This is a genomic window from Halomonas sp. Bachu 37 (assembly GCF_039691755.1).
GTDB lineage: Bacteria > Pseudomonadota > Gammaproteobacteria > Pseudomonadales > Halomonadaceae > Vreelandella > Vreelandella kashgarensis.
This window is the reverse complement of sequence record NZ_CP137552.1, coordinates 1,792,493-1,814,167: the sequence shown is the minus strand read 5'-3', so window position 1 is coordinate 1,814,167 and position 21,675 is coordinate 1,792,493. Positions and strand designations below refer to the sequence as shown.

The following is a 21,675-nucleotide window of genomic DNA, read 5'->3' as shown; positions in this document are numbered from 1 at the left end:
ATAGGAAATTCGACCGTTAGGTTCCAGGTTTTTGAAGTAAAGAATAGTGATGATGACGATGACTCATTAAACATTACAATTCCTTTTCAAGTTGCCTACGCAGTATCTATCCATAAAGCGCAAGGGCTTGAATACGACTCCGTTAAAGTAGTCATAACAGACGCTAATGAAGATGATATCTCTCATAGTATTTTTTATACTGCAATAACAAGGGCCAGGAAGAATTTGAAAATTTTTTGGACGCCGGAGACTCAGCAGAAAGTTATTCAGCGTCTGCAACGAATACCAAAAAATAAGGATGTTGCCTTGATTTCAAGTCGGCGAGGTCTTACATCTGTTCGGAATTAATGTGATTATTAGAGCCGTGGATCAGAGTAACTTGACCTGAACGTACTATCTCATACATAGAGTAGTTGATGCAGCTAACGTATAACCAGCGCAAGCAGTCGGAAAAATGCTCGCTTGTGCTTTCAATTTTCCGTTGTTGCGGGCGTTATATCAGAGACGACTAACAGGAAGTTTCTGGCCGAGAGCTGGCACCACTAGAACGAATGAACTTAACCCCCAACCCCACTAACCCTAACAACCTCCCTCACCACCGCCTCATTCAACACCCCGCGTTTGGCTTCCACCACCGTGAGCCATTCGCGGGCGCGGGTGATGCCGGTGTAGACCAGCTCGCGGGTCAGGATGGGGTTTAGCGTGGGCGGTAGCAGTAGGGCGGTGTGCAAGAACTCCGAGCCTTGGGATTTGTGGACCGTCATCGCAAACACGGTTTCCACCGCGTGCAGGCGGGAAGGCAGCACCCAGCGGATGGGCTTTTCGGTGTCGCTACTGGGGAACGCGACTCTTAATAGCTTCTGCTGCGGGTTGCGCGGGTCGGGCACGGCTAGGGTAATGCCGATATCGCCGTTCATTAGTTTCAGGCCGTAGTCGTTTTGGGTCACCAGTACCGGGCGGCCTTCGTACCAGCCTTTCTCCAGCGTGTAGTCACTGCCGAACAGCAACTTTTCGCGACGCAATGTGCTGGCAATGCGCTGGTTTAACCCTTCTACGCCCCAGGGGCCTTTGCGCAGCGCGCACAGCAGTTGGAAGTGGCTGTAGGCGCTGAGCACCTCGCTGGCCCAGGCGTTGTAGGCGGCTGGGTTCTCCTCGAACGACTCCCCCCGTGGGCGCTGTGCGTGCAGCACGTTTAAATAGTGGCGGTAGCCGGTGGGCGGAGCGATAGGCTGGCCTTGGTGGTCGGTGCGGCCTTCGCCGTTGCCCGAAAAGCCGCTGGGGCTGCCGTGAATCACCAGCTTATCCAGCGCGGTGTCGTCACTCATTACCAAATGGTGCACATCCGGGTAGCCGTGGCGCAGCACGGCGCTTACCGCCTGCTGTTTTTCCCGTTCAGTTTGCGCATAGCCCGGCTGGTTAATGGCTTTCGCCAGCTGGCCGATGCCGCTGTGTTCATTGAAGCGGTGGCTAACCCGCAGCATGGTAATGGCTTGGTCGAGCGGTTGGCCTGCGGGGTCGATGAACTCGGCTGGCAGCGGTTGGCCGGTAGCTTGGGCCAGCCATTCGGCGGTGGCCGGGGTGTAGTGGGCGGCGTCGGCGCGGCGGCATAGGTCGCCGAGTACCGACCCTGCCTCTACCGAGGCGAGCTGGTCTTTATCCCCCAGCAGAATGCACTGGGCGTGGGCGGGCAGGGCGCTGAGGGTGGCGGCCATCATTTCAATATCCACCATCGAGGCTTCGTCGATCACCAGCACATCCAGCGCCAGCGGGTTGGCGGCGCTGTGGCGGAAGTGGCGGGTGTCAGGACGGGCGCCAAGCAGTCTGTGAAGCGTTGTCACTTCGGTGGGAATCGCTATTGCGCTCGATGATACTGTGTTGAAGCACTCCTCAAACTGCTCATTTACAGGATGTAAACTCCGCGTTTTCGTCGCGCTTCGCCTTGTCTCATCTTCGCTCGTGACGCGATTCGTTAAGAGGGCTTCTAGTCTTGCTAAGGGCAAACTATCCACCTGTCCGGCGATGGATTCATTCAGCCGGGCGGCGGCCTTGCCGGTGGGGGCGGCCAGGCGAATGCGCAGTGGTTGGTCGGGATTTTGCGCCAGTTGCAGGGTTTGCAGCAGCGCGAGCAGGCGCACCACGGTGGTGGTTTTGCCGGTGCCGGGGCCGCCGGTGATGATGCCGAAGCGGCTGCGGGCGGCCAGGGCGCAGGCGGTTTTCTGCCAGTCCAGGGTGGCGCTGCTATCAAACAGAATATTCAGGGCCTGGGGGAGGAGTTCCTGATGGCTGTCGTCAACCGCGGCTTCCAGGCGGCTGGCGATTTGCTGATGCAGGCTTTGCTCGTACTGCCAGTAGCGGCGCAGGTAGAGCCGCGTGCTCGATGTGCCTGAGCCTGAGTGAGTATTCACTACCACCAGTGGCGTGTTGCCGGGGCCTTCGCTGGTGAGCACGGGGTGGTGCAGGGCGGCTTGCCACTCGGAAAGGGTCAATGTCGCCAGCACCTCACTGGGCAGCGGGGGCGGGTCGTTCAGGTCGTCGCCTTCCGGCGGTAGCGAAAGGGCGAAATCCGGCGCGTTCAGCGTGGCGTTCAAGTCCAGGCATACGTGGCCCCGGCCTAGCTGATGGCTGGCAAGCGCTGCCGCCAGCAGTAGCAGTGCGGGGGCGTCCGGCGCCTCAAACGAGAGAAAACGCACCAGGGCGCGGTCCAGGTCCCGCAGCCAGCCCCGTGCGACCCAGCGTTCGCATAGGGCCAGCAGTTCCGGGGTGCTGCTGAGTGCCGGGTGGGCGCTGGCGGTGGGCGAATCGCCGAACATGTCGAAGGTGTGGGTGTCGTGCTGGCGGCTCATGCCGTGGCCTCCTGCTGGGTGGCGTGTGGCTCGCCTGCAAACAGGCTATCCAGGGCTTCGATGAGTTCAACCGGGGCGGGCTCGCCCACTACGCCGCGCCCAGGGCTGCGGCTGCCGCGCAGAAATACCGTCATCGAGCCGCCCAAATGCTGGTGCGGGTCGTAATCCGGCAGGCGCGCTTTGAGCAGCCGGTGCATGGCGAGTAAGTAGAGCGCGGCCTGCAGGTCGTAGCGTTTGGCCAGCAGCGCGTGGCGCAGGGCTTCGGGTTCGTAGGCGCTGTCGTTGGGGCCCAGGTAGTTCGATTTCCAGTCCAGCACGTAAAAGCGCCCCTGGTGCTCGAAGGCCAAGTCAATGAAGCCTTTCAGCATGCCGTTGAGGGTGTCGGCATCCAGCGCGGGGCGCTCTACCCCTGGCAGTAAGTGCTTGCTTACCAGCGCGTCGATGGCATGGGTGTTCACCCGCTTGGCGGCAAACCAGAACTCCAGCTCTACTTGGTAGCTTTCCAGCTCATTCAACGCCACGCTTTGCGGGGTGGGCGCGGCCAGTGGTAGCGGTGTGGTGAGCAGGGCGCTTAGCCAGCCCGCCAGCAGTTCTTGCCATGCTTGCCAGCCACGTAGCTGCACCCGCCGCCACAGCATGTCGTTGAGGGCGTCCATATCGTTGGCGGCGGTGTCGAAGCCTTGCTTGCCCGCCCACTCCAGCAGCCCGTGCAGAAAGGTGCCGGGGCCGGGGCCACGGGGGAATTTGTGCAGGTGATATGCTTCCGGTTGAGATAGATCCCGAGGTTCATCCAGCACTTCAAACGCGGTGGCTTCCTGGGCGGTGGTGGGCTCCAGCGGTGGCAGTACCGGGGCGGTGAGCGTGCCGGAAAGCCGCAGCGCGGAGTAACTGGCAATCCACCAGTGCTCTTTGGCGGGGCGCGTGGGCGTGCGGGCGTGGCCCAGCTCACTGCTTTGCGCCACTTGTGCCACGCGCTCTGTGGTGGGCGCGGGCGGTTGGTGAACCTGTATCTCGCTGCCTTCCACCAGCTCACCAAGCGCGTTATTGAGCGCCTCCGGTGACAGGGCGCTACCGCCTTTTAGCAGGTAGCCCAGCGCGCTGTTCTCCAGGCCTTTCAGCGGGGCCAGCCCTAGCCAGGTGGCGTGGCGGGCGCGGGTGAGCGCCACGTAGAGTTTGCGCAGGTCTTCCCCCAGCCGTTCGCGGTCGGCGGTGGCGAGTATCGCGTCATCCGCTTCTAGGCTGAGTTGTAGGTTGCCCTCGCCGTCGTGCCAGCGCAGCGGTACGTCATCGGCTTTCATTGGGCGGTGGTTGGCGATGAACGGCAGGAACACCAGCGGGTACTCCAGCCCTTTGGATTTGTGGATGGTGACTACTTTGACCAAATCCGCATCGCTCTCCAGGCGTAGTTTATGGCTGTCGCCGTGGCTTTCCGGGTCGGCAATGGCGTCGAACAGAAAGCGAATCAGCGCGTGTTCGCCGTCCAGTTCGGCGCTGGCCTGCTGCAGCAGTTCGCCCAGGTGCAGCATGTCGGTGAGCAAGCGCTCACCCTCTTCAAACTCCGCCAGCAGGCGAGCGGGAATATCGAAATCCACCATCATGCGTCGCACCAGCGGCAGCACGCCCTGGCGCTGCCATAGGCGGTGGTAGCGGCTGAACTGCTCTACTCGCGCTTCCCAGGCCAGCTCGTTTTGCTGCAGGTGGTCCAGCTCCGCCAAGCTTAGCCCCAGCACCGGCGTGGCCAGCGCGGCGCGCAGGTGCGCTTCGGCTTGGCGGGAGCTGGCCAGCGGTTCGGCGCAGGCGCGCAGCCAGCGCTCTACCTGGGCGGCCATGGGCGAGCTAAATACCTTATCGTGGTCAGAGAGATACACGCTCTTCACTCCACGGCTGGCCAGCGCTTGGCGAATGGCGCGGGCTTCTTGCAGGCCGTTCACCAGCACCGCTATATCGGAGGGCTTGAGCGGGATGAGCGTATCGTCGGTTTGAAAGCCGCTCTTGCCGTGTTGGCCTGCGCTGAGCAGTTCCGCCATATACGAGGCGCAGCGTTCGGCCATCTCGGTTTGGTAGGCGGTTTTGGAGAGCGGCTCGTCGGCGGCGAGCGGCCAGAGCGTCATGGCGGGCAGCGGCTGGCCTTGGTGAATGAGCTGCTCACTGCGGCCTTTGGCCTCTACCGGCAGAAAGGGCAGCGGGTTGTTGCCGCCTTCTTCGCGGAACAGGAACGCCCCGGCCGGGTGCTGATCAGCGTAGCGGAAGCAGTGGTTCACCGCCTCGACCATGGCGCGGCTGGAGCGGAAGTTGGTGCCCAGCGTCACGTGGCGGCCTGCGGTGTCTTCGCGAGCTTTCAGGTAGGTGAAGATATCCGCGCCGCGAAAGGCGTAAATGGCCTGCTTGGGGTCGCCGATCAGCAGCATGGCGGCGTCGCGGCGGGGCCTGGCGACCTCATACACCGCGTTGAAGATGCGGTACTGGATGGGGTCGGTGTCCTGAAACTCGTCGATCAGCGCCACGGGGAACTGGCGCAGTATCTGCGCGGCCAGCGCCTCTTTGTTGGGGCCTTGCAGGGCGCGGTCCAGGTGGGTGAGCAGGTCGTTGGGGCCCATTTCGGCGCGGCGCTCTTGCTCCCGCTCCAGGCGCACTTTGCACCACTGCACGGCGTGAATCAGCAGGTCGTTGCGCGGCTCGGGCAGCGTGTTTAGCGCGGCGGGCAATGCATCGAAAGCCTCAAACGCTGGGTGCGCGGGTGGGGGGCCGTTCCATATCTCTGCAATGCCATCAGGCGTTAGCCGCTTCCATGCTGCTGCTTTTTTATCTATATCTGGAGCGATGTTGTCGCTTTCTGCCCAATCTTGGATTTTATCCAACCATTTGCCGCGATGATCTTTGCGCATCTTGTTGGCAGCGAACAGCTTCGCTTTCTGTCCATCATCGAACAGCTGTCGTAGCTCGTTTACCCAAGTCAACCATGGAGACTTTAGCTCGCTTAAGCGTGCGCTGCGCTCAGCTTGGGCGGCGCTCAGGGTCTGCTTGGGCTCCGGGCGTAACGCGCCCAGCGCGTCGCTTTCGTGGAGCAGTTTGCGCACGTCTTGGTGTAGCTGATCGGGAGATTTCCAGTAGCCGGTGATGCTGCCCAGGGCCTCGGCGTCCAGCGGGTAGTAGAAGGTGCGCCAGTAGTCGCGCACCACTTCTTGCTCCAGCTCTTGCTGGTCGTTTTCCAAATTGAGCGAGAAGAGGCTGCCGCTATCGAAGGCGTGCTCACGCAGCATGCGGTAGCACCAGCTATGGATGGTGGACACGGCGGCTTCGTCCATCCACTCGGCGGCCAGCTCCAGGCGTCGGGCGCAGGCGGGCCAGGTGGCTGGGTCGTATTGGTCGCGAAGTTGGAGTAGGAGCGGGTCAGCGGCCGGTTGCTCGGCAGCAGGCCGACGCGAGGGCGCCGTGAACCCTTCCGTGGGGGCTACTTTTGCCATCTGACCGCCATGGATGGCGGGAATGCCGGAATCGCCGGGAGCATTTTCCGGCCCTGGCAAAAGACCCTCGCTTTGGCCTGCTCCCTTCGCTTTGTCTGGTGTCGCTCGAAACACCCCGGCGGCTTCCACCAGCCGATTGCGGATACGTTCGCGCAGCTCCTGGGTGGCGGCGTTGGTGAAGGTGACCACGAGGATTTCGGGCGGCGTGAGCGGGCGTACGAAGGCGGTGTCGTCGTCGCTGTGCCGGCCGCCCAGCACCAGGCGCACGTAGAGCAGCGCGATGGTGAAGGTCTTGCCCGTGCCCGCGCTGGCTTCGATCAAGCGGCTGCCGTGGAGCGGTAAGGTGAGCGGGTCGAGCGGCGTTACGCCGTTGGCATCCTGGCTCATTGGGCGGCTCCTGTGTTCTTGCTGTCTTCACGCTGCTGCTGATCCTTGCCAGCGGGATTCTTGACCGCGTTGAACAGCGGGGCGTAGAGCGCTTCGGTCAGCGTGGCGAAGCTGTGGTGCTGTTCTTCGAAACACCGGGCGCGGTCATTGAACAGCCGCTCGAAGCGTGGCCATTGATGGCTCAGATAGGCGCTTTGCGCCACTTCGCCGGTCTGGTAGCGCCCGCCTTCATAGGTGGCTTCGGCGGCGGCGTAGGCGTCGCTTTCCCGGCCTTTTTCCGTGGCGATTTCCGGTGTGCCGAGTTTGGTCAGCCAGGCGAAGGCGGCCAGCGGGGCCAGCGGAAGGGGAGCTTCAAGGCCGTGCCGCCAGGCGCTCAGCTGGGTTTTTAGATGAGCATGGGCGGTATCGGCGGCGACTGGTTCCAGCGTGATGTCGCCTGCCTTGGAGATCAGCCGCGTGGTCATCGGGCCGCTCAGATTGCCCGCCAGATGCGCCACCCAGGGGCGCAGCAGGTGTTGCCAGCGGTACTGGCCGCGCCCGCTGCCCTGGCTGATCAGGCTGCTGCTGAGCAGCAACAGGCGGCAGCGCTCGCCGCGTTCGTTCCGGCGGATTTCGTCTAGCCAGTCTTCCAGCACCAGGCCGTCGCTTTCCAGGTGAACCGCCTGCGGGGCGCTGATGGCCGTGGGCCACTGGGCCAGCGCATCTTCGTAGGCGCTGAACAGGGCTTCCATGGGCTCCGCCAGGGCTGTGCGCATGCGCTCGCCAAAGGCGCCTATCGCCAGTACGCCCTGGCCCTGAAAGCGTTCGAGTTGCGCGTGGAGCGCCTCGATGCGCGATTGGCCGTTATCCACCGCGTGGCGCTGGGCGGCAATCAGCTGGTCCTGCAATTGCCAGTTTTGCAGGCCGTCCAGGGCGAAGGGTTCGGCGTCCAGCTCGGCGATGGCTTCCCGCTCGAAATACACCCCCAGCCGGGTATTGAAGAAGGCGCGTACCGGCTCGCGCAGAAAACTGCCCAGTTGCCCAAGCGAGAGGCCGGTGGGGGCGTTTTCCAGCGGGGCAAGCGAGCTGGTGGCTTTGGCGGGCGTGCGTGGAGCACGGATCTCGCGCCATTCGTGGGCCCCACGCCATTCATGAGCAAAGGTGAACAGTCGCACGCTGTTTGGCGCATCGCTGAAGTAAGCGCGGCTGAAGGGCTGCAGCGGGTGCTCGGTGGTGAGGGCGTCCAGCAGCGGTGCGCCGGTTTCCAATTGCCAGCCGGCTTCCAGGTGGTCGCGCAGTTGGCCCACCAGCACCGAGGGCGCAAGCGCAGTATTGTCGATCTGGCTGCGTCCCACCCAGCTGATATAGAGCTGGTCGCGGGCGGAGAGCAGCGCTTCCAGGAACAGGTAGCGGTCGTCCTCCCGGCGGGAGCGGTCGCCGGGGCGGTAGTCGCTGCCCATCAGGTCGAAATCCAGCGGCGGCTGGGAGCGGGGGTATTCGCCGTCGTTCATGCCCAGCAGGCACACGCGCTTGAACGGAATGGCGCGCATGGGCATCAAGGTGGCGAAGTTGACCGCCCCGGCCAGAAAGCGCTGGGAAAGGCTGTGCTCGTCAATCTGCGCCAGCCAGTGCTCGCGCACCATGGAGAGCGGCAACGGCTCGGAAAGCTGAGCTTCGCGGCTGCTTTCCAGTATCTGTTGCAGGCCGTTTTCCAGCTTGGTGAGCATGACGCTTTCCTGGGCGTCGTCGGTGAGAAAGAAAGTTTCCAGAAGCTCGCGCAGCCGCGCCACCCAGCCGACGGCGTCGGTGGGCTGGCAGAAGGTTTCCCAGGTGGCTTCGAGCTTTTCCAGCAGTGTGGCGAGCGGTCCGGCCAGGCCCGCTTCCAGCCCGCCGATATCGTCGAACGGTTCGATGCCTTGCCAGGCGTGGCCGCCGCCCACGGTGTAGCCCAGCAACAGCCGGCGCAGGCCAAACGCCCAGGTATTTTGTGCAAGCCCGCCGGGCAACTCCAGCTTTTGGCGCTGTTTGGCGTTCAGCCCCCAGCGGATACCCGCGCCCTCCATCCAGCGCTCCAGCACCGGCAGGTCGCGCTCGGCAAGCCCGAAGCGCTGGCGCAGGGCGGGGACATCGAGCAGGTCGAGCAGGTCGCTGACGGAAAGGCGCAGCTCCGGCAGGCGCAGCAGCTTTTCCAGGGCAATCATCAGTGGCAGGCGGTGACGGCTAGCCTGGTCGGAAAGCGTGTAGGGAATATGGCGCGGGTCGTCGCTTGCCAGCTGGCCGAACACCGCTTCGATGTGCGGCGCGTAGCGGTCGATATCCGGCACCATCACGATGATATCGCGCGGACGCAGCTGTGGGTCGGCGCTGAAGGCGGCGAGCAGCTGGTCATGGAGAATCTCCACTTCCCGCTGGGGCCCGTGGGCGATATGGAACACGATGGAGTCATCTGATTCGGGTAGCGCGGGCCAGTGGTTCCGGGTTTCCGCCACCGGGCGCAGCTCGCGGATGTCGTCCTGCAGCTGGCTGAGCAGGCAGTTGCGTTTGGGGCCGTTGAACGGCTCGAACATGTCGATGCGCAGCGCCTGCTGCTCGAACAGGGTCTGGTAGTCGCCGGTGTCGTCGTGTTCATCGAGCAGGCGCAGGTAGTCGCGGCCCTGCTTGCCCCAGGCGGCCAGCAGCGGCTGGGCGTGCAGGTGCAGGGCCTCAATGGCGTCGCCGGTGCCGAGTACGTCCAGCGCTTCGGGCATGCCGGTCTTGCGGCGCTGGCGGTAACGCTTGGCGCGCAGCAGGTCCTTGTGTTCGATGATATCCGCCCAGTAGAACTGGCAAGGGTTGTGAACGCAGAGCACGATCTGGCAGCAGCGCGACAGCGCCGCGAGTGCTTCCAGCGTCTGCTGGGGCAGAGACGAAATGCCGAAAATGATCAACCGCCGGGGCAGCCCCGGCGGGCAGGCCTGGCCTTCGAGCCATTCGGCGGCGCTCAGGAAACGGCGGTGGACCTGGGCGCGGCTGCTGTTCAGGCCCGCCTCGCCCTGGGTGGCGGCGACGTCGTCGCGCAGGATGCGCCACAGTTCCGGCTGCCAGCGCTGATGCGCTTCCAGCGGGCGGGTGTCGCCTCGGGCGGTGATCAGTACGTCTTCCCCTCGTGCCCAGGCGTCCAGCCAGTCGGCGCGGTACACCTGGTACTGGTCGAACAGGTCCGCCAGTCGTTCCGCCAATTGATAATGCTTGCGCTGGTCGCGGTCGACTTCCAGAAACTGCGCCAGCGGGGCGAATACGTCCTGTCCCGCCAGCGTGGGCAGCAAGCGCAGCAGCCGCCACACCAGGCGTGATTTATCGAAGGGAGAGGTCTCGGGGACGGCTTCGGGATCGCTGGTGACGTGGGTCAGCACCGTGCGGTAGGCCTGCCACAAAAACCGCGCGGGCAGCGTCACGTTCAGCGCGGCGGCAATCCCTGCACCGCCGTTCGCCGGGTCTTGCGCCAACGCCAGTTTCAGCCACTGTCCGATGCCATTGCTCTGCACCAGGATGGTTTCGTTTTCCAGCGGCCCCAGCGGCTGGCTGCGCATCCACTCCACCGCCAGCCCGCGCAAGTCTTCCAGGCGATTGGCGTGTACCACCATAAAGCCGGGTGTCAGCGGTGACGGCGAGAGCAGTGAGTTGGCAGACATGCGGCGAGGTTCCTTCACGGCGGTGGCGGTGGGCGGTAATAGTGCCACAAGTTGCTCGTCTTGCGGGTTGCGACATATGTCGCCAAGCTGTGCGGATACCGTGAACCCAATAGAGAGTTGCCTTCCATGTCCGATACACCCGTAGATCCACGCCGCCGCCACTCCGCCCCGGTAGTGGATGGCCCCGGTAAAGCAGCCAGCCGCGCTATGCTGCGCGCCGTGGGCTTCAACGACGATGATTTCCACAAGCCCCAGGTGGGTATTGCCTCCACCTGGAGCATGGTGACGCCGTGCAATAGCCATATTGGCGAGCTGGCCGAACTTGCCCGCGACGGCGCTGACGCGGCGGGCGGCAAGGGCGTGATCTTCAATACCATCACCATTTCCGACGGCATCGCCAACGGCACCGAAGGCATGAAGTACTCGCTGGTCTCGCGGGAGGTGATCGCCGATTCCATCGAAACCGTGGCCGGCTGCGAAGGGTTCGATGGCCTGGTGGCGATCGGCGGCTGCGACAAGAACATGCCAGGTTGCCTGATGGGCCTGGCGCGCCTCAATCGCCCCAGCGTATTCGTCTACGGCGGCACGATCATGCCCGGCAAGGGCCATACCGATATCGTCTCGGTGTTCGAGGCCATGGGTGCCCACTCCCGCGGCGACATGGATCTGATCGAACTCAAGAACATCGAGGAAACCGCCATTCCCGGTCCCGGCTCCTGCGGCGGCATGTACACCGCCAACACCATGGCCTCGGCGATCGAAGCGTTGGGCATGAGCCTGCCGGGCAGTTCGGCGCAGAATGCCATTTCCCAGGAAAAGCGCGACGACTGCAAGGCTGCGGGCGAGGCGGTACTGGCGCTGCTGGCGGACGATATCAAGCCCTCCGATATCATGACCCGCGAGGCGTTCGAGAACGCCGTCACCGTGGTGATTGCCCTCGGCGGCTCCACCAACGCGGTGCTGCACCTTATCGGCATGGCGCGCACCATCGGCGTTGAACTGTCACTCGCCGATTTCACCGAGATCGGCAAGCGCGTGCCGGTACTCGCCGACCTGCGTCCCAGCGGCCACTACATGATGAGCGAGCTGGTGGCGATCGGCGGCATTCAGCCGCTGATGAAAATGCTGCTGGACGCGGGCCTGCTCAACGGCAACTGCCTGACCGTCACCGGTAGAACGCTGGAAGAGAATCTGGCCGAGGTCGAGCCGTATCCTCTCGATCCGCCGATCATCGCCCCGCTGGGCAACCCGATCAAGGCGGAAAGCCACCTGCGCATGCTCTACGGCAACCTGGCGCCGGAAGGCGCGGTGGCGAAGATCACCGGCAAGGAGGGAACCCGCTTTTCCGGCTCGGCGCGGGTGTTCGGCTCGGAAGAGGAGGCCCAGGCGCGGATCAACGATGGCACCGTGGTGGCGGGGGACGTGGTGGTGATTCGCTACGAAGGTCCCAAGGGTGGCCCCGGCATGCGCGAGATGCTCACACCTACATCCGCCATTATGGGCCGTGGTTTGGGTAACGACGTGGCGTTGATCACCGATGGGCGCTTCTCGGGCGGCAGCCACGGTTTCGTGGTTGGCCACGTGTCGCCGGAAGCCTTCGAGGGCGGCCCGCTGGCGCTGGTGGAAGACGGTGACAGCATCACCATCGACGCCGAGGCGGATACGATCGATGTCGCTATCAGCGATGACGAGATGCAGCGCCGTCGCGCGGCCTGGCAGCAGCCGGCCCCTCGCTACACTCGTGGCGTGCTCGCCAAGTATGCGCGCCTGGTCAGCTCCGCCAGCACCGGCGCGGTGACGGATCAGCCGGAGTAACGGGCTTCGTCAACACAGGGGTTTTCCCTACCGCAGCTTTGTCTTCTACGCTGAAGAAGACGCCATCAGCGGCGAACACAGGGAGAAGCGACTATGACTGACATGGGAGTCTGCGCCTGCCCCGGCTGCGAGCACGAAGTCGCCAGCGAGCAGGCTGCGGTCACTGAAGGCCGCGCCTACTGCTGTACGGCTTGTGCCGCTGGGCACCCCACGGGTAGGGAGTGCATCCATGCCGGGTGCGCTTGTAGCGAGCTCAACCGCCCACCGGCGGGTGAGGAAGTCATGGAAGGTCCCAGTAACGCCCAGTTCTAATGACTGGTTCAGTTCCACCCGTTCAGCTTGAGAAGGAGATCGCAATGTCCAGACAAGCCCGTATCGAACCCGCCTTCGACGCCAGTGATCTCAAGGAGACGATCACCGGCTGGCTGGTAATTGACGAGACCCAGCCGGAAAACGAGGTCGTCGTCTCCGAACATACCTCGCGCAAGGAGGCAATTCAGGCCGCCGAAGCCCTGGAGCAACGCGAGGACTAGGCGATGTGCCGGGTGCCGGCGCCTGTGCTTGATCTGGTAATGATAGCGGTATCAAGGCGGCGCCGGCTTGCTTGGATGAACGGTTGACTCACCATGAGCAGTAAAAAACCCCTCCGAAGAGGGGCGAGCCAAGGTGACGCGAACCCTCAGTGGGTACTAGAACAGCAGGTTCGGCAACCATAGAGCGATACTGGGGAATATCACAACCAGGATCAGGCCGAAAATCTGTAGCCCCACGAAGGGTAGCGCTGAGCGATAGATATCCACGATCGTGATGGATTTCGGCGCTACCGAACGCATGTAGAACAAGTTGTAGCCGAAAGGCGGCGTCAGGTAGGCGGACTGCATGCTGAGAATGAACAGCACCGCAAACCAGGTGGTATCGAAGCCCAGGTCACGCACGATGGGGATATATAGCGGAACCGTGATGAACAGGATGGCGAAGTCATCAAGGAACATGCCCAGCAGAAAGAAACTGACCAGCATGAAGATGATGATGGTGTAGGGCGAAAGCGAGAAATCATCGATCATGTCACTGATCATCATCCCGGCGCCGAGCCCCATGTAGATCCGGCTGAAGAACACCGCGGCAATGGCGATCCAGATCAACATACCCGTGATCTTGGTGGTATTGAGCATCACGTAGCGCAGTAGCCCCCAGCGCAGCTTGCCGCGCATGGCGGTAATCAGCAGCGCCCCTGCGGCACCAACCGCAGACGCCTCGGAGGGGGAGGTAATACCGCCGATGATGCAACCGAGAACCGTCACCACCAGCAAGCCCGGCGCAACGATATAGCGAAGCGACTGGAGTTTTTCCCGGGTCGTGAACGGCTTCTCCTGGGAGGCGGCGGGGCCAAGCTCAGGGTTGAGTCGACAGCGGATCAGGATATAGACGATGTAAATGCCGGCCAGCATGAGCCCAGGCACAAGGCCCGCGGCGAACAGCTTGCCCACCGATTCCCGCGCCAGAAATGCATAGACGATCATCAGCACGCTGGGGGGAATCAGAAATCCCAGGGCGCCGCCGGCCATGATGGTGCCGGTGGCCAGCCGCTTGTGATACCCGCGCTTGAGCATGGCCGGTAGGGCGATGATGCCAAGGCTGACCGTTGCCGCGCCGGAAACGCCCGCCATGGCGGCAATCAAGGCGCAGATCAGCACGGTGCCCACGCCGAGGCCACCGGGGGTACTCCCCATCAACTTGTGAATCATCTCGAAGAGGTCATCGGTAATTCCCGAACGTTCGAGAACCAGCCCCATGAAGATGAACAGCGGCAAGGAGACGAGGAGAAAGTTGTCCATGGCGCTATAGGCGGAAGCCAGCAGCAGATCCAGGCCGCCGGGACCGAACATCAGGTAGGCGCTTCCCATACCGGAAATCATCAAGGCCAAGGCGAGAGGGGACCCCATCGCCATGAGCACCAGCATGGAAAGAAACATGATAGCGGTGATTGTCAGTGGCTCAAGCTCAGCCATAAAGAAGCCCTTATTATCGATGTTAGCGTGAAGCGAGCGTTGTAAGACTGGTCAAAGCCTTGGCTGACGTGGGTCAGTCCTGGTCTTCACGTGGATCGTCATAGGTGAATCCAGCCAGTCGTAAGGCCGCTCGAAAGAGCTCGGCTAGGCACTGCAGAATCAATAGGCCGACGGCCAGCGGAATAGTGGCCTTGATCGGCCAGAGCGGTGGGCGCCAGACGCTGCGGTTGGAGAATTCGTCGATGCGCCAGGCGTTATAGGCGAATTCCACCGCCATCAGAAAGACGACCGTCAAGACCACCAGGGCGAGCACGTAGATCACCACATCGCAGAAGCCTTGGGCTCTGCCGGGTAACAAACGGTAGATGACGTCGCTGCGAACATGGCCTTGATGACGAAGGGTGTAGCTACCTGCCAGGATGCTCATTGCACCGAAGAACATGGTCGACAGCTCATGCCCCCAGATAGTGGGAGCATTGAGGAGATAGCGTGCGACGACTTCGTAGAGCAGTATCCCGATGATGGCTAGCGTCAGCCAGGAAGTAGCCCTCCCGACCCAGTCGGAAAGGCTATCCTGCACCCTAAGATAGCGGGTGATCTTACTCACTCAGGCGCCCCTGTTTGGTTGCGTTGTCGATCAGGATCTCGATAGCCTGGGCGTTACGCTCGGATTTTTCGGCCTCTTCCTTCCAGATGGGCAGGGCGGCTTCAGCCAGACGACGGGAATCCTCTTCCGGCAGGGTGGCGAACTCGAACAGCTCCCCTTCGTCGATGAGGCGTTGGTTGCCTTCCTCCAGCCAGTTGTGAACGTCCTCGAGATAGCGGTCGATCTCGGTCGTCAGGATCTCCTGCTGTTCCGCGGACATCCGCTCCCAGGTGTTGGGGTTGATCAGGGCGGTTTCTATCCAGCCCGGGTTGAGCAGGTTGATATTGGTATAGTGCTTGGCTACTTCGTGGAGCTTGAGCTGCTCGTACTCCACGGGGCCGCCGTAGACAGCGCCGTCGATAACCCCCGTGGAAAGCGCGACATATAATTCTTCACCGGGCAGGAAGACCGTCGGGACATCAAACTTTTCCAGCACGGTGGCAATCGAGCTGGTGGCACGAATGCGCATGCTGCTCAAATCTTCCAGGTTGGCCACGGGTTCGCGGGTCAGCAGGCCGTAGTCGCTGCCATAACCGCGACCGATCAACTTGACTCCCTTCTCCTCGTAGGCTTCTGCAATCAAGTCATCAAGGCCCTGGTTGGCAAACACATCGCGTGCTTCCTCTGCTGTGACCCAGGCGCCAGGCAGCCCGGCTTCGATGGTGCCGATTCCGACCTGCCCCGGCCAGTAGCTGCCGACCCCATGGGCGATATCGATTGTGCCCCTTGCCACCGCATCGACGAATTGGTCGCTGTTGACGAGCTCACCACCACGGAAGAACTGGATACGGATGGAGCCATCGCTGGCTTCGCTGACCCGGTCGCGCAGGTCGGCAGCAATTTCATCGACTTCCGTGCCGTAGAAGGTGTGCATCCTCAGACGCACGTTATCGGCATAGGCCAGTTGGCTTGCGACCAGGACAGTGGCAACAGAACCGGCCAAGGTGCTTTTGACGACAGTTGAAAGCTTCATGAGACCTCTTTGCGATGCAGTTGGAGTTTATAGTTGGTTATTCTGCGCCTTGTGCCGAGGTTGCCTCGACAGTGGGTCGAATCGTCGGTTAACGATTTCCGCAGGCTGCTACATTCTTGCGAGTCTTTTTTGATGTCAGCTAGTGAATGTTTTTCCCGTCTTTCAGTTTCCCTGTGTCGCCCGAACCCGGCACTGGCCGGTCGCGCTAGCGGCAGCTGGTGTCCCGCTTGGGCAACACGGCCACGCTAGCAATATCTGGTTATTGAGCAATGGACCAATGCTCACTTCGGATTGGACCAATAGGGACGAGTCGCTTTGCTGTCTGAGCTCCACGCTGGGCGGAGCGGGGGGAAACGGCCGTGACAGCTGCGATAAGACGATGACCCGAGACGTAGAAAGATCAGCCATTGCTTGAAAGAAGACACGTCAGGGTCTGGCGTAAACGCCTGGCTTCCGCGACGAGGGTAAGTCCCGACAGCATGCCGATGCCCAGGATCAACCCGCTGCGATGGTCATCAGCGGCACAGACCGGGCTCAGAGGACGCGTAATCAGGTGCGCTTTCAGCAGCTTGCGGGCGACACGCCGGTCATCCACCCCAGGGGCGAACTGCACACAGAGGCTGATCGAGTGACTCGGTGGTGAGACGTGAACCACCCCGGGGACCTGCACCAACTGATCATGCATGACCTGCTGGCGTGCCAGGTAGTCGCGCTGAATCCGACGATACCAGGTGTCCAGCTCGCCTTCGGCAATGAACTGGGCAAGCGCGGCCTGGTCCAGCAGACGTCCTTCGCGAAAGACTTCGCTGCGCAGCTGGCTGAGCGGCTCCACCAGCGCATGGGGCGCCACCAGGTAACCCAGACGCAGTCCGGGAAACATCAGCTTGGAAAAAGAGCCCACCAGCAAGTGGCGATTCGAGTGGCCGTCGAACATCAGGCTATCCCCATCCTGGCCGTTGAACTCGTAATCGTCTTCCAGCACGAAATCGGGTCGCACGTGATCGCAAAGCATCTGCCGGTGCGTCCGGGACGTCGGCATGCTCAGCGGGTAGTGATGCGAACCGGTGAAATAGGCCAGTTGCACGGGCTGCGCCGAGCGGCGCGGTGCATGCCCCGTTTGCGGCGACCAGGCAACGGCTTCCACCGTTGCCCCCACGGCGGTGAAGATATTGCGTGCGCCCCAGTAGCAGGGCGACTCCATCAGGATGCGATCGCCCACGTCGGTCAACGCCAGGGCACACAGCTCGATGCCGTTGTGGGTGCCATCGGTGATGATGATCTGATCCGTATCGCAGGCCAGGCGGCGCCAGCGCCAGAGAAGATCGCGGATCGCCCGCTTGAGCGGGCCGTAGCCGCCACCCGAATAGGAGAGCAGCAGTGCATTGCGCGGCACGGTGACGCTGGCGTACAGCTCCCGCCACTTGGCCATGGGGAACTGGGTGATATCGGGGATGCCGGGCATGAAGGCGCCGCTCTGGATGGCGCTGGCGCTGGGAGCCTGCAGAAGCGCTTCGGCCCGCGAAGAGAGTCGCGGAGTGCTTTCAGTAGGCAAGCGAGGCGTGGCGGGGCGGCGGGTCCAGGTGCCTTGGCCTTGCCCGGTGATGACATACCCCTCTTCACCGAGGCGGCGAACGGCCTGGGCCAGGGTATCGCGAGCCACGCCAAGCCTGCGGCATAGCGTGCGATGTGCCGGTAGCCTGCTGCCGTCCGGCCAGTCATGCAGGATCGCCAGACGCAGGGCTTGCTCGATGCGCACGCTCTTGCCCAGGCGCTCGGGCTGTAGGTGAAAGCGTTCCAGCAGTGGGGTCAGCGATGCGGTGGAAGGCATGACGGATAGCGCCCGGCGTGACGATGGAACGGCGATTATGCCCAGAGGAAAATGATTGGTCCACTTCGTCGGGAGATTGGTCCATAGCTCCCCAGAGTCACTTGCTGCTAGCGTGCCGGACGATACCAATAAGGGAGATTCCCCATGACGTTAATCGACTCGCTGTTGATCGATGGTACCGCCGCTGCCCTGGTGGGAGGGCGTTGGCACACGGGCGATGCCCGTTTTGCCGTGACCAACCCGGCCACGGGAGAGACGCTGGCCCAGGTGGCGGACCTGAACGCGGAGCAAGCGCGTGAAGCGGTGAGCGCCGCCGATGCGGCCGGTGCCGCCTGGAAGCGTGTGACGGTCAAGAAGCGCGCCGCCCTGCTGCGCGCCTGGTTCGAACGTATTCAGAAAGATGCCGAAGCACTGGCCGAGCTGATGACGCTGGAGCAGGGCAAGCCGCTGGCCGAATCGCGCGGGGAAGTGGTCTATGGGGCCAGCTTCATCGAGTTCTTCGCCGAGGGGGCCAAGCGCATGGCCGGCGAGACGCTGCCCGTTCATGCAGCCGACAAGCGCATGTTGGTACTGCGCGAGCCGGTGGGCGTGGTGGCAGCTATCACGCCGTGGAACTTCCCCATGGCGATGATTACCCGCAAGTGCGCCCCGGCTATCGCCGCGGGCTGCACGGTGGTGATCAAGCCGGCTGAAGCGACGCCGCTTACCGCTCTGGCTCTCGCCAGAATGGCGCTTGAGGTCGGTTTCCCGGAAGGGGTGATCAACGTCGTTACCGCCGCCAAGCCCGCCGCCGTGGGCGAGGTACTGACCACGGACCCGCGGGTGCGCAAGGTTTCCTTTACCGGCTCCACGCCTGTCGGCAAGACGCTGCTGGCCCAGTGTGCCGGTACCGTCAAGAAAGCATCCATGGAGCTGGGCGGCAATGCCCCTTTCATCGTCTTCGACGATGCGGACCTGGACGCCGCCGTGTCCGGTGCCATCGCTTCCAAGTATCGCAATGCCGGCCAGACCTGTGTCTGCACCAACCGCTTCCTGGTCCAGGAGGGTATCTACGATGCCTTTGTCGAAGCGTTGGCAGAGCGCGTGGCTGCGCTGCAAGTGGGCGACGGTCGTGAGCCGGGAACGACGATTGGCCCGCTGATCAACCAGGCGGCCGTCGACAAGGTACAGCGCCACGTGGATGACGCCGTGGCCAGGGGCGGGCGCCTGTTGTGCGGTGGCCACCGCCACGCCCAGGGGGAGAACTTCTTTGCGCCCACCGTGATCGCCGACGCCACCACCGAGATGTGCGTAGCCCGGGAAGAGACCTTCGGCCCCCTGGCCCCGGTGTTTCGTTTCCGCGACGAGGAGGAAGCGATCGCTATGGCCAACGATACCCCCTTCGGCTTGGCCGCCTACTTCTATGCCCGCGATTACCGCCGTATCTGGCGTGTCATGGAAGGCCTGGAGTACGGCATGGTCGGGGTCAATGAAGGCCTGATCTCCACCGAACTTGCGCCCTTCGGTGGCGTCAAGGAGTCCGGCCTCGGGCGCGAGGGCTCGCACCACGGTCTCGAGGAGTTCACCGAGCTCAAGTACGTCTGCGTGGGCGGTCTCTGATTCCGCCGCTCTATTCTCCCGTGTTATCAGCAAGGATCTCTTCATGACCAGCAAGCTCTCCAATGCCGAACTGAATGAACTCAAGAAGCGCTTTGTGGCCAACGGTGCCGCCACGCCCACCGAACAGTTCGTGGCCCGCGCCGAAAATGCCGAACTATGGGACGAGGATGGCCGTCGCTGGATCGACTTCGCCGGCGGTATCGGTGTGCTCAACCTGGGACATCGTCACCCCAAAATCGTCAAGGCCGTGCAGGATCAGCTCGAGCGTGTCATGCACACCTGCTCGGCGGTGATTTCCTATGCGCCCTATGTGCAGCTATGCCAGCGGTTGTGCGAGAAAGCGCCGGTCAAGGGTCCGCAGCGCAAGGCGATGCTGGTCAATACCGGTGCCGAGGCACTGGAAAACGCCGTCAAGATCGCCCGTGCCGCCACCGGCCGTTCAGGTGTCATTACCTTCGACGGCGCCTTCCACGGCCGCACCATGCTGACCCTGGCCATGACCGGCAAGGTGCTGCCCTACAAGAATGATTTCGGCCCCATGCCGGGGGACGTCTATCGCGCGCCCTATCCCAATCCGCTGCACGGGATCAGTGACGGGATGGCTCTGGCCGCGCTGGAGAAACTCTTCAAGACCGATATCCCGGCCCACCGGGTGGCGGCTATCGTCATCGAGCCGGTGCAGGGGGAAGGCGGATTCTACATCGCCTCGCCCGGCTACCTCAGGGCGTTGCGTGAGCTTTGTGACCGCCACGGCATCCTGTTGATCGTCGACGAGGTGCAGTCGGGCTTTGCCCGTACCGGCAAGCTGTTCGCACTCGAACACAGCGGCATCGAGGCCGATATGCTGACCACGGCCAAGTCGCTGGCCAACGGCATGCCGCTCTCCGCGGTGGTGGGTACCGCCGAGGTTATGGACGCCTCCGGCCCCGGCTCCCTGGGGGGCACCTACAGCGGCAACCCGCTCGCCTGTGCCGCGGCGCTGGCCGTGCTGGATGCCATCGAGGAAGAGAACATTCTGGCGCGTAGCGAGCAGATGGGGCGTTTACTGGCCGAGCGTTTCGCCACTTGGGAGCAGCGCTTCGCGGCGGTGAGCCATCCGCGCAACCTGGGTGCCATGGCGGCCTTCGAGCTGCTCGATACCGACGGCAAGCCGGACCCCGCCTTGGCTCAGGCGCTATGCGCCAAGGCCCGCGAGCAAGGCTTGATCCTGCTCTCCTGCGGTTTCTACGGCAATACCATTCGCGTGCTGGTGCCGATTACCGCACCGTCCGACGTGCTGGAAGAAGGGTTGAGCGTGATCGAGCGCTCGCTGGAGGCGCTGGCAGGCTAGAGTAGGTTCAGCAGGGTTTAGCGGGAGGCTGCAGGCCTCCCGCAAGACAGTGTCACGCTAACGTGTGGTGACCCAAATAAAAACGCCTCGCAAAGCGAGGCGCTGTGGGCTGATGCTATGGCGGCGTCAGCTCCGGGTCGATGGCGCGATGCAGCAGCAATAGCTCATCGACACTCAAGTGTTCCAGCCGGCCGGAGAGCAGATCGCTGATCTTCTGCACGGGTAACCCCGCACGTCTGGCGATTTCCCGGCTTCCCAGCTCGGAGACGGCGATAAGCCGTGTAATGATACGCATCAAGCGTGTGCGTTTTTCCAATTCCCTGACATCGAGGTCAGGGCTGCTTCGCGGAGGGTCTGCCAATTCCGCGCTAGCGAATGCGTGTGCCGTACTCATGGTGCTCCAGTGGGCAATTTCGACATGCACAGCATGCCGTCAAATGCCGCGCCTTTTCAATCCTCCTTTGATGAAAATTTCATTGTCGGCGCAAACGCCCCGCCAACAGCCGGCTCTGGTAGACTATGCGGCTTCCTGTTTGGAGTATTTTCGCCGTCAGTGCCGGTGTCAATTACAGTAATCAAAGGGCCGCTTGGCCGAGGAGTTTTCCTATGTCGTCGAACAGCTCGCCCAAGGTGGGCGTGATCATGGGCTCGAAGTCCGACTGGCCGGTAATGGAGCATGCCGTGACCATGCTCGAGCGACTGGGTGTGGCCTGTGAAACCCGTGTGGTCTCCGCCCATCGCACGCCGGATCTGCTGTTCGACTACGCCAAGGGGGCGGCGGCTCGCGGGCTGCAGGTGATCGTCGCCGGTGCCGGTGGTGCCGCGCATCTGCCTGGCATGGTGGCGTCCCAGACGGCGCTTCCCGTGCTGGGCGTGCCGGTGGAATCCAAGGCGCTCAAGGGGCTGGATTCACTGCTTTCCATCGCCCAGATGCCGGGCGGCATTGCGGTGGGCACCCTGGCCATCGGCAAGGCGGGGGCGACCAATGCGGGCTTGCTGGCGGCGCAGATCGTGGCACTGCAGGATGCCAGCGTACGCCAGGCCGTGGAAGCCTTTCGCGACGAGCAGACCCGTAATGTGCTGGATAACCCCGATCCTCGTCCCGAGCCTGACGTGCAATGAAGGAGCGCA

15 protein-coding genes are annotated in these 21,675 nt (G+C 62.8%); 7 read left to right on the top strand and 8 right to left on the bottom strand.

Annotation, left to right across the window (positions count from 1 at the left end; all coding sequences use genetic code 11):
* Nucleotides 1–348, top strand: a complete 348-nt coding sequence (locus R5M92_RS16230) for an ATP-binding domain-containing protein (RefSeq protein ID WP_417339142.1) — start codon at nt 1–3, stop codon at nt 346–348.
* 209 nt (nt 349–557) lie between these two features.
* On the opposite strand, the gene recD is transcribed toward R5M92_RS16230, so the two are convergent.
* Genes recD through recC form a run of 3 tightly spaced genes read right to left on the bottom strand, consistent with a single transcriptional unit; the run spans nt 558 to nt 10,344 of the window.
* Nucleotides 558–2,843: an exodeoxyribonuclease V subunit alpha gene (gene recD / locus R5M92_RS08315; RefSeq protein WP_346795448.1), complete on the bottom strand. Its 2,286-nt coding sequence runs from the start codon at nt 2,841–2,843 to the stop codon at nt 558–560.
* Nucleotides 2,840–6,694, bottom strand: coding sequence for an exodeoxyribonuclease V subunit beta (recB, locus tag R5M92_RS08310; protein WP_346795446.1), 3,855 nt, complete (start codon nt 6,692–6,694; stop codon nt 2,840–2,842). The genes recD and recB overlap by 4 nt, the downstream gene beginning before the upstream one ends.
* The gene (gene recC / locus R5M92_RS08305) at nt 6,691–10,344 is read right to left on the bottom strand and encodes an exodeoxyribonuclease V subunit gamma (RefSeq protein WP_346795444.1); all 3,654 of its coding nucleotides are present in this window, start codon (nt 10,342–10,344) and stop codon (nt 6,691–6,693) included. The genes recB and recC overlap by 4 nt, the downstream gene beginning before the upstream one ends.
* A gap of 126 nt (nt 10,345–10,470) precedes the next feature.
* Here recC and ilvD point away from each other — a divergent pair, with 126 nt between their 5' ends.
* The 3 genes from ilvD to R5M92_RS08290 all read left to right on the top strand — a co-directional run bounded on the left by ilvD (nt 10,471) and on the right by R5M92_RS08290 (nt 12,692).
* A complete protein-coding gene (ilvD, locus tag R5M92_RS08300; protein ID WP_346795442.1) occupies nt 10,471–12,159 on the top strand; it encodes a dihydroxy-acid dehydratase in 1,689 nt (562 codons plus the stop codon).
* A gap of 93 nt (nt 12,160–12,252) precedes the next feature.
* Nucleotides 12,253–12,471 carry a hypothetical protein gene (locus R5M92_RS08295; RefSeq protein ID WP_346795440.1) on the top strand — a complete coding sequence of 73 codons (219 nt, stop codon included), beginning with the start codon at nt 12,253–12,255 and terminating at the stop codon, nt 12,469–12,471.
* A gap of 44 nt (nt 12,472–12,515) precedes the next feature.
* A complete protein-coding gene (locus R5M92_RS08290) occupies nt 12,516–12,692 on the top strand; it encodes a hypothetical protein (RefSeq protein WP_346795438.1) in 177 nt (58 codons plus the stop codon).
* Between the two features lie 156 nt (nt 12,693–12,848).
* On the opposite strand, the gene R5M92_RS08285 is transcribed toward R5M92_RS08290, so the two are convergent.
* The 4 genes from R5M92_RS08285 to R5M92_RS08270 form a co-directional block, all read right to left on the bottom strand.
* The gene (locus R5M92_RS08285) at nt 12,849–14,168 is read right to left on the bottom strand and encodes a TRAP transporter large permease subunit (RefSeq protein ID WP_346795436.1); all 1,320 of its coding nucleotides are present in this window, start codon (nt 14,166–14,168) and stop codon (nt 12,849–12,851) included.
* Nucleotides 14,169–14,241: 73 nt separating this feature from the next.
* A complete protein-coding gene (locus R5M92_RS08280) occupies nt 14,242–14,775 on the bottom strand; it encodes a TRAP transporter small permease subunit (RefSeq protein ID WP_346795434.1) in 534 nt (177 codons plus the stop codon).
* The gene (gene dctP, locus R5M92_RS08275) at nt 14,768–15,787 is read right to left on the bottom strand and encodes a TRAP transporter substrate-binding protein DctP (RefSeq protein ID WP_346795433.1); all 1,020 of its coding nucleotides are present in this window, start codon (nt 15,785–15,787) and stop codon (nt 14,768–14,770) included. Before dctP ends, R5M92_RS08280 begins: the two co-directional genes overlap by 8 nt.
* A gap of 400 nt (nt 15,788–16,187) precedes the next feature.
* Entirely contained in the window at nt 16,188–17,615 is a 1,428-nt protein-coding gene (locus R5M92_RS08270) for a PLP-dependent aminotransferase family protein (protein ID WP_346795432.1), read from the bottom strand.
* A gap of 144 nt (nt 17,616–17,759) precedes the next feature.
* Here R5M92_RS08270 and R5M92_RS08265 point away from each other — a divergent pair, with 144 nt between their 5' ends.
* Both R5M92_RS08265 and gabT read left to right on the top strand, forming a co-directional pair.
* Nucleotides 17,760–19,214, top strand: coding sequence for an NAD-dependent succinate-semialdehyde dehydrogenase (locus tag R5M92_RS08265; protein ID WP_346795430.1), 1,455 nt, complete (start codon nt 17,760–17,762; stop codon nt 19,212–19,214).
* A 43-nt stretch (nt 19,215–19,257) separates the two neighbouring features.
* A complete protein-coding gene (gene gabT / locus R5M92_RS08260) occupies nt 19,258–20,544 on the top strand; it encodes a 4-aminobutyrate--2-oxoglutarate transaminase (RefSeq protein ID WP_346795429.1) in 1,287 nt (428 codons plus the stop codon).
* A 115-nt stretch (nt 20,545–20,659) separates the two neighbouring features.
* Here the strand turns inward: gabT and R5M92_RS08255 are convergent, their stop codons facing one another.
* Complete coding sequence (locus R5M92_RS08255; RefSeq protein WP_346795427.1) at nt 20,660–20,938, bottom strand: XRE family transcriptional regulator; 279 nt, start codon at nt 20,936–20,938, stop codon at nt 20,660–20,662.
* A gap of 212 nt (nt 20,939–21,150) precedes the next feature.
* Between R5M92_RS08255 and purE the strand changes: the two genes are divergently transcribed.
* Nucleotides 21,151–21,666, top strand: coding sequence for a 5-(carboxyamino)imidazole ribonucleotide mutase (gene purE / locus R5M92_RS08250; RefSeq protein WP_346795425.1), 516 nt, complete (start codon nt 21,151–21,153; stop codon nt 21,664–21,666).
* Nucleotides 21,667–21,675: the final 9 nt, after the last annotated feature.